This window comes from Bacillus sp. BK450 (genome assembly GCF_004364885.1).
Taxonomy (GTDB): Bacteria; Bacillota; Bacilli; order Bacillales; family Bacillaceae; genus Bacillus; species Bacillus safensis.
Map to the genome: position 1 here is coordinate 803,426 of NZ_SOBQ01000001.1, position 14,633 is coordinate 818,058.

Genomic DNA, 14,633 nt, shown 5'->3' on the forward strand with positions numbered 1-14,633 from the left:
GATTCACCTCTCATTCCGATACATTTATAATGAAATTTCTAAATTCCCATCAAAGAAATAAAGAATTTTCTCCTCTAATGTTCTGTTTGTTAAACGTTCCACCGCTTGTGCATACAACGCTATTTGAGTTTCATAGCGCTTTTTCAAAATAGGTACAGCTGCTTCAAGACCGCCTGTATATCTGCCTTGCACTCTATCTGTTTTATAATCTAGTAAATATAGTTTTCCATCCGTTTCAAATAAACAGTCAATCATCCCTTGAATAAGGACAGGCTCCCCCTCTGTATCAATATGGCTGTATACCTCTTTAACAGGTAACACCATACTAAATGACACTTCTCGTTTCACCCAGTCCGCTTTCAGCAGCTTTTGACCAATAGAAGTAGAGAAAAAAGCGGAAATTCCTTCTTGATCAATTGACTGAACTTGCTCATTTGTTAGCAAGTCTCGCTGCTGTAAGGAATCGAGCAGCTGATGTATACGGATTTCATCGAGGGGCTCGTCAGAAGAAAGCGGAATATGCTGCATGACTGTATGCATTGCGGTGCCTTGCTCTGCGGCAGTGAGTGCTTTTTTCTTCATGAAAGCCGGCCGGTCATACAACGTTGCATGAGCTCTTCTAAGAGAAGAAGGAACACTGTACTCATCCTGTATTTCTTTCATTCTCTTTATCTCTGAAACAGACTGCTTTGTGCCGACTTGTGAGGCCGCTAGATACGGGTATCTCCATGAAAGTCTCTCTGCTACTTTCTCATCAGCATCACCATAACCTTCAACAGGTAAGCCGTCCATCAATGCTTGTACCACCTCATCTTGCTGCTTCTTTTCAAGTGACATATCTTCTTTTAGAAGATCGGAAGCTTGAGTAAATGAGATTGTGAATGCTGATGGGTGCGAAAGAACAACATCACCTGTTTCTTCTAAAATAGATGACATTGCTTGGTGACGGATGAGAGCAGGACCAATAAAATCTAAGTATGTTTTCGATTGATAACGTTCAAAATCAGGGAGGAGCCAGTCCTCTCCGGTTGCAGCATTTTGCCATTTGCTTAATGCCTTCACCTGATTTTTGACAGAGCCGACAAGAAATAATTTTTCCTTAGCCCTTGTGAGCGCTACATATAGAACTCTCAGCTCTTCAGATAATAGCTCTTTCCTCATCTTTTTTTTCATCGCAACAAGCGGTAATGTTGCATAACTAATTCTCAGCTCTGGATGAATATATTTGCTTCCAAAGCCTAATTCTTTATCAAGTAAGTAGGACTGGTTTAAGTCCATCATATTAAAGTTTCTGCCGAGTCCTGCGGTAAAGACGACTGGAAATTCTAATCCTTTACTGCTATGGATCGTCATCATGCGAACAACGTCCTCTGTTTCACTGAACGTTTTTGCCGCCCCAAGATCATCTCCACGCTCCTGCATTCTTTCGATAAAGCGAAGAAAACGGAACAGCCCTCTAAAAGCAGCTTTTTCATACTGCTTCGCTCGATCATAAAGAGCACGGAGATTCGCCTGTCTCTGTTTGCCTCCAGGCATCCCGCCGACGTAATCTAGATACTGCGTATCGCGGTATACTTCCCAAATCAATTCCGCTACTGAATGATTCATAGAGAAATCACGCCACTTACGCAACAACCTGAAAAATCGTTCTAGTTTTTTGCATGTAGGGTGATCTGAATGAGTCACACTCATAAATGCTTTCACAGCATCATAATAGGTGCCTTTTTTATCACTCGTGCGGATCAGTGCCATTTCATTTTCGTCTAAATGAACAATTGGTGATCTTAATACAGCTGCAAGCGGGATATCTTGATATGGATTATCAATGACTTTTAACAAAGAAAGAATCACAGACACCTCTGTTGCTTCAAAATAACCAGAGGAAAGATTCGCATACACAGGGATTCCCTGCTTCTTCAATTCCTCCATCATTTGCGGTGCCCACGGCATGGAGCGAAGCAAAATCACAATGTCCCGATACTGCAAGTTACGAGTCATTTGCTGTTTTGAATCGTACACTTGAAATGGCTGCTCTACTAATTGTCTTATTTTTTTAGCAATGACTCTCGCTTCAAGCTGTACGGTTTCTAGCTCTTCTCGCTCTTCGTCAGTTTCTGCTTCCTGTTGATCTAAATGTACAAGAAGCATTTCTGTCATTGTATCTTCGCTTTCTGGATAACTCGCTCCAAGCTTTAATTCAGCTTGTTCATCATATTCAATTTCTCCAACTGTTTCCCCCATCAGCTGTTTGAACAAAAAGTTCGTACTGTCTAACACATCTGAACGGCTGCGGAAGTTTTTATTTAAATCAATTCTCTTCCCTGTTTCTTTGCCGTCTGGTGTGAATTGTTTATATTTGGTTAAAAAGAGCATGGGCTCAGCCAGTCTAAAACGATATATGGACTGCTTTACATCACCAACCATAAACAGGTTGCCCTCTGCAGCATGTTCCCCTTTAGATACAAGCTTTAAAATCGTTTCTTGCACAAGGTTTGTATCTTGATATTCATCAACGAGTACTTCTTCAAACTGCTGTTGATAGTACTTGGCCGCTTCTGTTTCGATCAAATGTCCTTCCGCGTCCTGCTCTGCTAAAATGCTTAAGCAATAATGCTCTAAATCCGAAAAATCCACGATTGATTTTTCTTGCTTCGCTCTTTCGAAACGCTGTCCAAATTGGATGACAAGCTCCACAAGTGTCTCGACCACCGGCTTCATTTCAGCTAAGCTTTTCAAATGCTGGGCGGGACTGCGCATAAAGTATTCATCTTTAAGCTTTTCTAATTGTTTTTTTGCTTGATTGCGTGCATCTGTGGCTTTTTCTAACAGCACAGGGTCATATTCGTCCCCTTTACATGTTTTGAGCCTTTTAAAATTGATGTTTGGCAAAAGCTCGTAAAGCTTCTCAAAATCATCTTGGTGCCTGATTAATTCATTGACTTGCTCTAAATCATCAATAAAATTTTCTGCTCTCGGTGCCGGACCGCCCGGTTCTTTTGATAGGGTGAGGGCTCGTTCGAGCAGTTCCAGACAGCTTCGAAAAACGAGAGAAAGGTCCTCTTTGATATATGGGTAAAACGGTAATTGTTCTACTTTTGTTTGAGCATCTACATCATAAAGAGAAAGGAATGCCCTCATCCATTGCTCAGGTGAAGGGTGAGATCTGGAAAACTCATAAATTCTCTTTACAAGCCATTGCAAGTCTAAATCATGACGATCAGAAGTGTAACGATCAACCAGTTCAAAGAACGCTGGTTTTCCAGCCTTATATTCGTCCTCAAACAGTTCATCTAACACTTCATCTCCTAATAATTCTCCTTCTGTTTGATCAGCCAAACGAAAGCCTGGATCTAGGTCAATCTCATAGTAAAAGGTGCGCAAAACCTGCAAGCAAAAGGAGTGCAGGGTGGAAATATTGGCACGATTCATGAGCGACAGCTGTCTTCTCATATGAAGGGACCCGGGGTTTTTGGCTAACTCCTTTTCAAGTGCTTCTGTGATCCGATGCTTCATCTCTGCCGCAGATGCATTTGTGAAAGTCACAACGAGCAGACGATCCACATCAACTGGATCTTCAGGACGGGTCATTTTTCGAATCAGCCGTTCAACCAAAACAGCTGTTTTACCTGACCCTGCCGCCGCCGCAACAAGAATATCTTGTCCTTCTGAAACGATGGCTTCCCACTGGTCATCCGTCCAAGTACTGTTATTCGGTTTTGGTATTTGCATACTGATCCCCTTCTTTTTTGATCCGGTCTATCACAACATCATCCTTTTCAGATGAAAGCACTCTAAATTCATTATCTTCTATCGATTCATCAAATTGGCAAATAGACTTAAATGAACAAAAGCGGCATGGTGTTTGATCCTTCAATTTATATGGATTAATGGCTACCTCGCCATTTGTAATTCTTTCGCCTGCCTCTTCAAACGTGCGCCGAACATGCTGTGTGAGTATATGAAAATGATCTTCACTTAAAACAGCAGAGTCAGAACGGAAGGACCCATCTTTTTTCAAGCCGGCTTGAATGACTTGTGATCTTCCTGATTCAAGCGTTTGATCCATTAGCTTTACCGCTTCTACATCTTCAAGCAATAGACCTTTCATTTTAAATTTCTTGAATATTTCCTGCTCAATTTCATCCTCTGCAAGCGGAATCGGTGCTTGAATGAGCGGATCATGAATATGGAAATATAAAATGCCAGCTGGTGTTGCTTCTACACCAAGCCACTCCTTCGAATACGTAATGGTCAGGTCTAAGTATGTGAGCATTTGCAAGGCCAGCCCATAGTATACTTCTGCTAGATCAAGACCTTTCTCACTCGATTTGTAGTCGACGATTCTCAACAGCAGCCCTTTTGAACCTTCTGCTTTATCCACCCGGTCAATTCTTCCGACAAGCTCCATCGTGCAGCCATTTTTCAATTGAAAAGTAAACGGCGGAAGTGGTCCTTGGCCGCCAAAGCCTAACTCAAGCCCAACGGGAGAAAATCCACTCACTCTTGCATGCTCACTTAATATAGAAGAGACACGAATCAAGATTTTCTGGAGCTTTTCTTTAATATAAGCATGCCGGTTAGAGCTTAATAGGATTTCCTTTTGAAGACGCGGTGCAAGCTGTTCGATTGCATGTCTTGAATAGTTGACACAGTCATCCTTCGTTAGGTTTTTCCAATCCTTTTTTTGTTCAACAAGCGTATCTGAAATATGCTTTAAGGCCGAGTGAAACAGCTGGCCGATATCGGGTGCTTCCAATTTATAAAATTGCCGGTCCTTTAGTTTTAACCCGTGGGAAGCAAAGTGAGAAAATGCACACGCATTGAATTTCTCCATTCTTGAAACACTGCCTTGAATGTGATCACCGTAAAGTTCTTTTGTGACGTTTGGTTTTAAGCGCTTCGCTCGATTTGTAAAAAACAAACTCGACAAGATGTTTTTTGATACATCCCGATGAGATGACGTCATCAAATAATTATAGACACTCCACCATACACCACTGATGGGATATTGGTTGAGCCATTGCTGCAGCTGCGAGACAGTATACGATAACGAGACATGCTCATTCGCTACAAATTTTAATTGCTCCTTGTCATCCAGCTGTTCCGGGTCTAACACATACAAAGCATGCTCATGATTTGGCATAAGCTCCTGACAATACTTGATAAGAGTCGAAGGCAATAGAGAGCGCCCCTCTTCATCTGACACTGAATAAGACAGATACAAATGATGAGATGGACTCGACAGCGCCTGGTAAATTAAAAATTGCTCATCTAGCAGCCGTTCCTTTCCTGTCTCTGCCAGCTCTGCTCCTGCTCGCTTTAACCATTCCCTGTCATCCTCAGACAATACACTTTCGTCAGAAGGGCGTGCGGGAATAACGCCATCATTTACCCCAATGATAAACATACACTTCACTTGATACATTCTGGATAAATCCATACTTCCGATAAATACTTGGTCGAGTGAAGGCGGAATTAAAGCGAATTTTAAAGAAGCCAATCCTGTATCCATCATCTGTTGGAATAAAGGAAATGAGAGCTCCTCATCACCGAGCATTTCAACAAATTCATCCATTAATTGAATAACAGCATCCCATACTTGTCCATGCTGCATGGCTTCAGCTAATCTACCTGCTTCTTCAGCTTCCAGCCTAGCCTTTTCAAGTTTATCCGGCACTTGTATTTCCTCTAAAAAGACATAGACTGCCTCTACCATGTCTTTTACCTTTTGCGCTTTTTTCAGCCTTTTTTGCAATTGGAAAAGCGGAGGTGCGATCCATTCCTTTACATCATTCAGCATCTGTTCCATTTCAATTTCTTGATCTGTTTGTCCAAAATCCTCATCTAATGATTGGAACCGCCTGTAATGGAAACGGGAGCCGTTTGTCCAGCGTTCTCCTTTTACACCATAAGCAATACAGTAGTTTTCAAGCTGATCTGCCTGTTCTCTCGCTTTGTTTCTGGCAAGTTCGAGCGGAAATAAGAACTCTGTCTTCACGCATCGAAACACGGCCTCATACCGCCAGTTTCCTTTTATGACATCCATGCTCGAACGAATCAATTCAATGAGCGGATGATACTGCATCGATTCATTTCCATCAATAAAAAAAGGAATATCGTAATCTCGAAAAACCTCTTTTAACGTATCTTTATAGTCGTCTACATGCCGCGCTACAATCGAAATATCTCGCAGTCTAAGTCCTTCTTCTCTCACTAAATGAAGAATTTCTCTCGCTACTCCCTCAATTTCAGCTCGTTTACTCGCACTTTTAGATACTGTGAGATGAGGAGTGACTTCCTGATATGGCTGCACCGGTCTCTGCTCATATTGCCGTTCTAAATAAGCAAGATCCGGCGTATGAAGATGACGTTTATTTCTCTCCAAAATGTGCTCAGAAATGGCCGCTCCGCACTCTTTGGCAAGCTGATAGAGCTGGAAATACGTTTTACCTGTCATACGAAATAAATCAAGTTCATTTGGCTGCTTATCATGATAGGAACGATCCACTGTGAAAGCAGCCGTTATTTTCTCAGCATGCAGCAGAAGCTGTTCAATGACGAGGAGCTGCTGCGGTGTAAATTGATAAAAACCATCTATATAAATGTGTGCTCCTTTTATTTCTTCAGATAAAGGAATTTGCTGCGTGAGAAGTGTCAAATAGTCTTCTGAGTGCACATATTCATCTTGTAAATGCTGCTCCATCTGCTGATAAAGAACATGCAGATCATGCAATTTCTCGGCTGCCCGTCTTTCTTCTGTATACTCTGAATGCATGCTCGATAATGAAATTTTTTCAATATCCTCCGGCAGCATGCAGTATCTCTTGAACTCAGCCATCGTCTTTTCGATTTGCTCCACAAACCCCGGCTTATCACTCGCTTTTTTGAATACCTTAAACTTTTCTTTCTCCTCTTCAATCACTTTTCTTAAAAGCATTTGAATTCCTGTGCTTGTCACAAATTGCCGGTTCGCTCCGCCAGTCTGCTGTAAAATAGACCAAGCAAGACGCGTGAAACTAAATACTTTGGCCCTGATCATCCCGCCAGCTTCAGACGTTTTTGCAAGCTCGTATTCCATTAAGAATGTCATTTGATCCGGGACTAAAAAAATGATTGGCGGACCCAACGGATCAAGCCGAAGCTGTTCTTTGATTTCCTCTAAGATTGCAGTCGTTTTTCCACTCCCCGATCTGCCTGCTAAAAACTGAATCTCCACGCTCCACAACACCTTTCTTATGTACTCATATTCTAGCGAAAATAAAAGTAAATAGCTATTTTCCCCTTCTCCTTCCTAAAAAGATATAGGCACCTTTCCTTACTCTTCTCATATCATAAACCATCATGAACTCAAAGGAGGCTGGCAATATCATGTATTACAGTTATTATGACTACTCGCCATATGACATGCGCCAAAACACAAGAATCATTTCAGATCTTGAAAAAGCAATCAATGGTGAATATTCTGCGATCCAATGCTACGAAAAACTTGCCCAAAGAGCAAAAACTCCTGAGGCAAAAAAAATCATTCAAGAAATACGCCAGGATGAAGTCAGACACTATCAACTATTTTCAAAGCTATATTATTCTTTAACAGGTAAAAACCACAAACCAAGCGTAACAGAACCTTGTCCAGATCAATTTAGAGAAGGGCTTCTTTTCGCATTTAAAGATGAACAAAGAACGGTCGATTTTTACTTAACGATATCAGATTATGTCCGGGATCAAGGAACAAAAGAGCTGATGAAACGTATCGCTCAAGATGAACAGCAGCATGCTGTATGGTTTTTATATCTTTTAACGCACCATGTGTCTTAGATAGTCCTATTTTAATAGGAGATCGTATGTTCCGTCAAAAAATGAAATTGTCTTTTTATTCATTCAATCTATAAAATAAAAGAAGGATTCTCAGCAAACCTCTCATCTCTTTCACTTTTTCAAACGTGAAAACGACAATTTGATAAATAAAAAACTCCTCTGCCACAAATAGCAGAAGGAGTTTTTTTCATGATCGCTTAATGAAATTTTGCTTCATTGCTTTGCTGCTGATGTTTTAGCATCCCATCAATGGACAGCATCTTACTGCCGCTAAGTGTTAAATAAAGCGCCATGACAAGCAGCGATAGTTCAAATTCATAACCTCCCACAAATCCTTTAGAAAAACCAACCGTCATAATCGCCACAGCCATAATGGGAACAAATAAGGCTGCGAAAATACGTGTTCCTAGACCTAAAATCAAGGCGATACCACCGACCAGTTCAATTGTCTTCACAATATAGGCCATAAATTCCGGTATACCGATTTGTCCAAAGAATGCCGCTGTTCCTCCCAGACCTCCTTGATATGCCTGAAGTCCGTGTAGAAAGAAGATGATACCTAAAATAACACGTACGAAAAGTGTTCCTATTTCTTGATTTGTTTTCATATAGTGATTTCCTCCTGTTTTTACACTACATAATGTAATGTTAATAAGTAAAAAAAATTAGTAATTTAGATTAAGCATAATGATTAAGGCCACCATGAGAATCGTTGATGTGACAATGGGAATGATGGGTACATTGAAAGGAATATTGTATGTTGGGTTTAAGATCTTCTGTATTCTTAAATTCAATGCCCGATCTCCAAAGGATACCGCAAACTTCGTTTGTTTTTGAAACTGCGTTCTCTTTTTAATCAGTTTCAAAAGGGCTTGCCCTACTCCAAGCTCAGTGCCTGTCTGCCGAATCGCGTAGTCATCTGCGATCACTTCACGAAAAACGGAATAGCTTTGTCTCATATGCTTTAACACTGGAATGTACCAAATCACTTTTGTAAGCATTGAGAATGTGAAGGCCTTTAAAGGATCGTAGCTGTATTTGTGGTGCAATTCATGATGAACAACAGCATCAATTTCCTCTTCATCCAGCATGTCCATGAGAGATGTTGATAAGTAGACCTTTGGATGAAGCATCCCCATGGCAAAAGCAAGCGGTTCATGACAATGAAACACAACGATGTCGTTTGCATATTTTTCAGATAAAGATTCGGTCGACTGGTAATCGACTGCAAGCATCAGATTTTGCTTGAATTGAATGTACGTTTTGATTTGCTTCGTCATATAAAAAATTGCAAATCCCAATGTGTAGAGGACTAAAGCATCTAGAAAATATTTCAAAGGAGTGAATCCATAGAATTCGAGAACAGACTGGCATACATGAATGAGATTATATGCTTGATTCCAGCCAAAAAAGCTTGAAAGCACGTAATACCCCATCTGATAAAAAATCGTTAAACCAATCAATATACCGCTTAAAAATAGCAGGCTCGATTTCATTTTATTCATTTTGCTGCTCCTCTTTTTTGGATGCCAGCCTTGCTTCAAGCACTTTGAGTAATTCAGGGTCAGCACTTTCAATTGCATCCACCATATGATTCACTGCCAGTGGACCAAAATCGTCCATCAGCCCTTGCGTAATCCATTTTGTCTGCTCATTTAGAAATTCTTCTTTTGTTAAAATGGGATTATAAATAGATGAACGCCCTTTTGTTTTCTTCTCGACAATTCCCTTTTCGGTTAAGCGGTTCAGCACAGTCATCACTGTGTTGAAATTAATCGGCTTTTCATCTGACAGCTTCTGCTGCACTTCTTTAATCGGCATATCCTCACCTTGATAAAGGATTTCCATAATTCTTCCCTCTAAAGGACCGAAAAAACGATTCAATCCCTTTTCATTATATTTAAAAGAAGGAATTTTCATGTAATCACCTCACACTAAGGATTGTAGTGTAATTGAAAATGATAGTCAACTGATAACTAAAATAGGGGAAAATCGTTGTATATTGTTTTTGTTTTTGGTAAAAATTATATCTTTACTTTTATCAAGAGGCTATCTCGCCTTTGATAAGATAATCTTATGAAAAAGGTAAAAAAATTCGTATTTTATTTATAAAGACTTTTGTATTATAGTAGAGATAACAACATTTCACTTACTGAACAAATTTATAGGAAGAAGGTTTACATGTGATGAAACAAGGAAACAGCCTTCGAACCGATCTCATTTTGATCGCGATAAGCGGTTTAGGTGGATTTCTTTTGTCTTTAACAGGAATGTCTATTGGCTGGATGGTCGGTACATTAATCACAGCTGCATTTATTGCCATGCGACGTCCCACCCTGTTTCAGCGTAAAGGAAACAACACCTTGCGTATTCACAGCAGATGGCTACTCCTTGGTCAATTCATTCTCGGAATCGAACTCGGACAGAAAATGAACATGAAAGTTCTTCATATTTTCGCTGAACATTGGCTCCCTGTGAGTTTCATGCTCGTTTTTTCTATTCTACTGGCGATGCTCTCTGGCTTTACCTTATGGAAGCTGAGTAAAACAGATATGCTGACCAGCTTTGTCGGAACAGCCCCAGGCGGTTTATCTGCTATGCCAGGGATTGCCCAAGAGGTTGGAGCAAATACAGCCGTTGTCAGTCTCGTACAAACAACACGTGTATTAATGGTGGTACTCACCATCCCATTTACGGTGTTCTATTTAAATACAAAAAATCCAGCGGATGCAGCTGCAGGCGTGCAAGGGAGCGCCTTTTCATCCGGCGTTTTCACCCTGTCAAATATCTCGTGGACTGCTGCACTTATTTTAGGTGCCTGGCTTATGTCACGCCTCGCGGTTCGGCTTCATTTCCCTGCCCCTTGGCTGATTGGCAGCATGTTAGGAGTTGCAGCTCTTCAAGTAGGTGCAGGTGCGCTCATAGGTCATGATTTGATTCCTTATTGGCCAGCACAAGCGAATATCGCATCACAGGTATTTCTCGGTGCAACCATCGGTTCAAAAATGAATAAACAGATGTTTGTCGGGCTAAAAAACACGTTAATTGTAGCCGTCGTCAGCTCAGCAGGATTGATTGCTGCAACGGTTCTCAGTTCAATTGCCATTGCAGAGGTCACAGGCATTTCTGTCATTACAGCCATTCTTGCCTTTTCGCCTGGCGGTATTGCAGAAATGGCAACAACAGCAGTCACACTCCATGAGGACTCAACCTTTGTAGTAGCTGTACAAGTCGTTAGAATCATTCTTGTCATTGCGATGCTGCCACCGTTTTTTCGATTCTTACATCATGTCTGGGCAAAAAGACATCCTGAATATAAAGCCGCAAAATAAAAAAAGAGACGCTTTGCATGTGCAGAGCGTCTCTTCTTTTATTCATCCTGATTTCTTTTGACACCAACTACTTGATCCTTTGAAATCGTTCCAAAATGCCGGCTGTCGAAGCTATGTATTCGGTTATCTCCGATTACGAAGTAATGGTTTTTTTTGATTTTATCTTGTCCTGTGATGGCTTTCAGCTGAAAATCTCCTGTCAGGACATTCCCCATTTTATGTTTTTTCTGCTCTTTTAAATAGGGTTCTTTCCATTTTTCCCCATTAACAAATAACTGATCATCTACATACTTGATCGATTCTCCTGGGAGCCCAATGACCCTTTTGATCAAAATTTGATTTTTAGGGCCGTGAAATAACACATAATCAAACCGGCTAATTTTCGTGAGTTTTGGCGAGAACTTGTTGATTAATAATTCTGTTCCATCTGTAAATGTGGGGTCCATACTAACCCCTTCTACTTTATACTTCACAAACATGAAATTCTTTACCTGGAACAATAAGACGATGCATGTAATAATCATCAACCATAGCAATGGCTTCTTTTTCATTAAGAGCCTCCTTTGTCCTCACGCTTGCTCATTCGAATATTCAACCTATTTTCTACTCTCTTTCCAACATACCATAATAAAACGATAACTAGAACCGCAAAAACACTTCTTAACGGATTCTTTACTAAAGCAGAAAGATCATAACCAATAAAACTAATGATAAAGAGCATGACACACTTACCAGCTAAAGCAGCTAATGAAAATTGCCACATGCTAATTCTTGATAAGCCTGCGACAACATTGACAGCCGCAGAAGGTGTAAAAGGAAAGCAGAGTAAAATAAATAACGGACCAAATCCCCGCTTTTCTACCCAAAGCATTAATTTCTTAATGGAAGGGTGTCTGCTGATAAAGTTCAGCATTCTCATCTGTCCAAATTTTCTGATCAGTAAAAAGACAAGAATAGAACCTGCACTTGCACCGATCCAGGTTAATAAAAAGCCTTCCCAAAGGCCGAATGCATTCGCATTTGCCACCGCAAACGCCACGAGTGGTAAAAACGGAAGAAATGCTTCAATCAGAGGAAGCAATATAGCGACAATTGGTCCAAAGGCCTTGTAGCTTTCAAAAAATGATGTGATATTTTCATGAGTAAATAGAGAAAGAAATGATGTCAACTTGTTTGACTCCTTCAAGGTTTGTCTACATTTCATTTTACATGGAAAACATAAAAATATACAAATGAATACCACTCGCCCCCCTTGAGATTGTTTGACTCATTCGATATAATAAATAAGAACATTTGTTCTATTTTTAAAGAAAGCAGGCTTGGACATGACGAGACTATCAAGAATACAGCTTCAGATGATGGAACAGGCCATCTTTCTCCCAATGGTCATCTCCATCCTCAATCGTGATCTGACACACTTAAAACAACATCAAACATTTAAATTAAATGAACCATACATTCAGCTTGTGACCTCCGTGTTAAAGGAAGCACAGAAAGCACTTTACGAACTGAAGCAGCATTTACGTAAAGAAAACATGAAGGTACAGCAAATTGAACACGATGAAGGATTTACAACGTATCTATTTATCATAAATGGCTATGAAGAAAAGCATAAATACTTTAATCCGCGTATACGTCACCGGGTAGAGGAACTGCTGACTGGATATTTTCTGCATCAAGCAAATTAACTTCTTGCTGAAATGCGGCGTGGTACCCATTCAAAGAAAAAAGCCTGCCGCGGCGGCAGGCTCCTTCTTATTTATGATAATTCAAGCTGTTTTCTCAGCTCTGTTCTAACTTCTTCTAATCCTGGTCCATCTAACTCAAAGTAATACACATTCCCAGGCTGATAATCATGGCCCTTTAGCTGAATCGTATCCACTGATTTCAATGAGCTCAGTAATGGAAAAAGACCGATGAACTGCTTCATGGAAAGATTGGTTGAGACATTATCACCAAGCGTATCAATGATGTTGTCATATGACGGGATCGAAGAAATCGATTTAGATTTTTCGAAGATGGCTTGAAGTGCCTCCATTTGGCGTTTTCCGCGCATGAGGTCACTATCAGCCTTTCTCGTTCTCACAAAGGCTAAAGCTTCTTCACCATTTAACGTATGTGTTCCTGTTTGCACATGAACTTTCCCTTTTGAATCCTTTTCCATTTGTTTTGCGATGCCTTCATCTTTAATCGTTACGTCAATTCCATTTAGCTCATCCACAATGTCTTGAAACGCCTTAAAGTTCCCTGAAATCACATAGTCTACAGGAATGTTCAACAAGTTTTCGACCGTTTTGACTGACAAATCTGCACTCCCAAACGCATGGGCGTGAGCAATTTTATCATATCCTCTCCCTGGTATATCCACATAAGCATCACGAGGAATACTGAGAAGCTTAATGGTTTTGTCTGTTCGATTCACCGCCGCCAGTAAGACCGCATCACTTCTTGCTTCGTCTACCGTTTCACCTGGACGGCTGTCAATTCCAAGCAGCAGCACCGAAAAGCTGTCCTTTCCTGGATCAAAAGCTTTCACACGCTTTTGCGAGGTGTCTCCTCTTTCTAATGATACTTGCGCCTTATTCGACGCTTTTGAAATTTTATAGTATGCGTATCCAGTCACGGAAACTGCCATCACCATGACAAATGCCATGATAAACAGCACGGCTTTTACCCAAGGCCTTAGTCTTCTTTTTGATCTTTTTTCCTTCATCCTTTCCGAACCCTCACTCTATCTTAGACTATCAATGTAGGTTCCACTATAACATATTTTGATGAAAGTTTCCTGCACGCAACATATTTTTATGAATCCACAATAAAAAATTATTTAAACAGCAGAGGGCTCACCTATTTACAATCTAATGAAACATTCAAGAACCGGAAATTCAAAAAACAGCCTGCGGCAGCGGCTGCTTTTTTCATCATGATTGAATATCAAATTGAAATTGTCCATTCAGTTCTTCTTCTGCTTCTTGAAATAACTGACGCAAGTTCTCAGCATAATCACCAAGAGCGTCTTTGCTCGTTTGAAAATTCACCCATGTCAGCTCTACTGGAAGAGTCACCTCTCCTGTCAAACAGTCCCAAAGGGCATCAAGATTTTTTCCGTAATAGTCAGGAAGGTGTAAAACTGTTTTTAGCTGGTCATGAAGCTCTTCTTGCGACCTGCACGCTGCACCGTCAAGCTGCACTTTTTTCATGTTCATCTTCCCCTCTCCTCTCTATATTTTAAACGAATTGGAGGAGAAAGAGAAAGTTGGACATCTTACTTTTGTTTCTGCCTGATACCTGAGATTAATAGAATGAGACAGGCAGCAAAAGCAGCTGGTGTTGGCATTTATCCGTTAAGTCCTTATTGTTTTGAAAGCAATCGAAAGGGATTACTGCTAGGATTCGCCTGTACGGACGAAAACATGATTCAAGAGGGCGTCCGCCGTTTAAAGAAAATACTTCACATTTAAAAAAGCCTGGAAGGTTTACTTCCAA

At 40.5% G+C, this 14,633-nt stretch carries 13 protein-coding genes; 4 read left to right on the forward strand and 9 right to left on the reverse strand.

The window, feature by feature from the left end:
• Positions 1-24: 24 nt before the first annotated feature.
• Together addA and addB are read right to left on the reverse strand one after the other, a co-directional pair.
• Positions 25-3,729: a helicase-exonuclease AddAB subunit AddA gene (gene addA / locus EV579_RS04210; protein WP_133744018.1), complete on the reverse strand. Its 3,705-nt coding sequence runs from the start codon at positions 3,727-3,729 to the stop codon at positions 25-27.
• Entirely contained in the window at positions 3,707-7,216 is a 3,510-nt protein-coding gene (gene addB / locus EV579_RS04215; protein WP_133744019.1) for a helicase-exonuclease AddAB subunit AddB, read from the reverse strand. Before addB ends, addA begins: the two co-directional genes overlap by 23 nt.
• A gap of 152 nt (positions 7,217-7,368) precedes the next feature.
• On the opposite strand from addB, the gene EV579_RS04220 reads away from it, so the two are divergent.
• Positions 7,369-7,815, forward strand: coding sequence for a ferritin-like domain-containing protein (locus tag EV579_RS04220; RefSeq protein ID WP_024426534.1), 447 nt, complete (start codon positions 7,369-7,371; stop codon positions 7,813-7,815).
• A gap of 197 nt (positions 7,816-8,012) precedes the next feature.
• Here the strand turns inward: EV579_RS04220 and EV579_RS04225 are convergent, their stop codons facing one another.
• The 3 genes from EV579_RS04225 to EV579_RS04235 are packed head-to-tail and all read right to left on the reverse strand — an operon-like array spanning position 8,013 to position 9,735.
• Positions 8,013-8,423, reverse strand: coding sequence for a DoxX family protein (locus tag EV579_RS04225; RefSeq protein WP_024425497.1), 411 nt, complete (start codon positions 8,421-8,423; stop codon positions 8,013-8,015).
• Positions 8,424-8,480: 57 nt separating this feature from the next.
• Complete coding sequence (locus EV579_RS04230; RefSeq protein WP_133744020.1) at positions 8,481-9,320, reverse strand: M56 family metallopeptidase; 840 nt, start codon at positions 9,318-9,320, stop codon at positions 8,481-8,483.
• Positions 9,313-9,735, reverse strand: coding sequence for a BlaI/MecI/CopY family transcriptional regulator (locus EV579_RS04235; RefSeq protein ID WP_024425495.1), 423 nt, complete (start codon positions 9,733-9,735; stop codon positions 9,313-9,315). Before EV579_RS04235 ends, EV579_RS04230 begins: the two co-directional genes overlap by 8 nt.
• 266 nt (positions 9,736-10,001) lie before the next feature.
• Between EV579_RS04235 and EV579_RS04240 the strand changes: the two genes are divergently transcribed.
• Positions 10,002-11,147: an AbrB family transcriptional regulator gene (locus EV579_RS04240; protein ID WP_133744063.1), complete on the forward strand. Its 1,146-nt coding sequence runs from the start codon at positions 10,002-10,004 to the stop codon at positions 11,145-11,147.
• Between the two features lie 38 nt (positions 11,148-11,185).
• Here the strand turns inward: EV579_RS04240 and lepB are convergent, their stop codons facing one another.
• Both lepB and EV579_RS04250 read right to left on the reverse strand, forming a co-directional pair.
• Positions 11,186-11,698: a signal peptidase I gene (gene lepB / locus EV579_RS04245; protein WP_024425493.1), complete on the reverse strand. Its 513-nt coding sequence runs from the start codon at positions 11,696-11,698 to the stop codon at positions 11,186-11,188.
• Entirely contained in the window at positions 11,698-12,315 is a 618-nt protein-coding gene (locus tag EV579_RS04250; protein WP_024425492.1) for a TVP38/TMEM64 family protein, read from the reverse strand. The genes lepB and EV579_RS04250 overlap by 1 nt, the downstream gene beginning before the upstream one ends.
• A 157-nt stretch (positions 12,316-12,472) precedes the next feature.
• On the opposite strand from EV579_RS04250, the gene EV579_RS04255 reads away from it, so the two are divergent.
• Positions 12,473-12,835: a YhjD family protein gene (locus EV579_RS04255; RefSeq protein WP_024425491.1), complete on the forward strand. Its 363-nt coding sequence runs from the start codon at positions 12,473-12,475 to the stop codon at positions 12,833-12,835.
• Positions 12,836-12,906: 71 nt separating this feature from the next.
• On the opposite strand, the gene EV579_RS04260 is transcribed toward EV579_RS04255, so the two are convergent.
• Positions 12,907-13,860, reverse strand: a complete 954-nt coding sequence (locus EV579_RS04260) for an LCP family protein (RefSeq protein ID WP_024425490.1) — start codon at positions 13,858-13,860, stop codon at positions 12,907-12,909.
• A 208-nt stretch (positions 13,861-14,068) separates the two neighbouring features.
• The gene (locus EV579_RS04265) at positions 14,069-14,347 is read right to left on the reverse strand and encodes a barstar family protein (RefSeq protein ID WP_122631293.1); all 279 of its coding nucleotides are present in this window, start codon (positions 14,345-14,347) and stop codon (positions 14,069-14,071) included.
• Between the two features lie 102 nt (positions 14,348-14,449).
• Here EV579_RS04265 and EV579_RS04270 point away from each other — a divergent pair, with 102 nt between their 5' ends.
• Positions 14,450-14,608 carry a hypothetical protein gene (locus tag EV579_RS04270; RefSeq protein ID WP_374756261.1) on the forward strand — a complete coding sequence of 53 codons (159 nt, stop codon included), beginning with the start codon at positions 14,450-14,452 and terminating at the stop codon, positions 14,606-14,608.
• The last annotated feature ends 25 nt before the right edge of the window (positions 14,609-14,633 follow it).

What these genes read in the sequence shown, in the direction of transcription:
- EV579_RS04270 (WP_374756261.1), top strand. Translation starts at nt 14,450, where the DNA reads ATGAGACAGGCAGCAAAAGCAGCTGGTGTTGGCATTTATCCGTTAAGT.
- EV579_RS04255 (WP_024425491.1), top strand. Translation starts at nt 12,473, where the DNA reads ATGACGAGACTATCAAGAATACAGCTTCAGATGATGGAACAGGCCATC.
- EV579_RS04260 (WP_024425490.1), bottom strand. Translation starts at nt 13,860, where the DNA reads ATGAAGGAAAAAAGATCAAAAAGAAGACTAAGGCCTTGGGTAAAAGCC.
- lepB (WP_024425493.1), bottom strand. Translation starts at nt 11,698, where the DNA reads ATGAAAAAGAAGCCATTGCTATGGTTGATGATTATTACATGCATCGTC.
- EV579_RS04230 (WP_133744020.1), bottom strand. Translation starts at nt 9,320, where the DNA reads ATGAATAAAATGAAATCGAGCCTGCTATTTTTAAGCGGTATATTGATT.
- EV579_RS04220 (WP_024426534.1), top strand. Translation starts at nt 7,369, where the DNA reads ATGTATTACAGTTATTATGACTACTCGCCATATGACATGCGCCAAAAC.
- addA (WP_133744018.1), bottom strand. Translation starts at nt 3,729, where the DNA reads ATGCAAATACCAAAACCGAATAACAGTACTTGGACGGATGACCAGTGG.
- EV579_RS04235 (WP_024425495.1), bottom strand. Translation starts at nt 9,735, where the DNA reads ATGAAAATTCCTTCTTTTAAATATAATGAAAAGGGATTGAATCGTTTT.
- EV579_RS04240 (WP_133744063.1), top strand. Translation starts at nt 10,002, where the DNA reads ATGAAACAAGGAAACAGCCTTCGAACCGATCTCATTTTGATCGCGATA.
- EV579_RS04225 (WP_024425497.1), bottom strand. Translation starts at nt 8,423, where the DNA reads ATGAAAACAAATCAAGAAATAGGAACACTTTTCGTACGTGTTATTTTA.
- EV579_RS04265 (WP_122631293.1), bottom strand. Translation starts at nt 14,347, where the DNA reads ATGAAAAAAGTGCAGCTTGACGGTGCAGCGTGCAGGTCGCAAGAAGAG.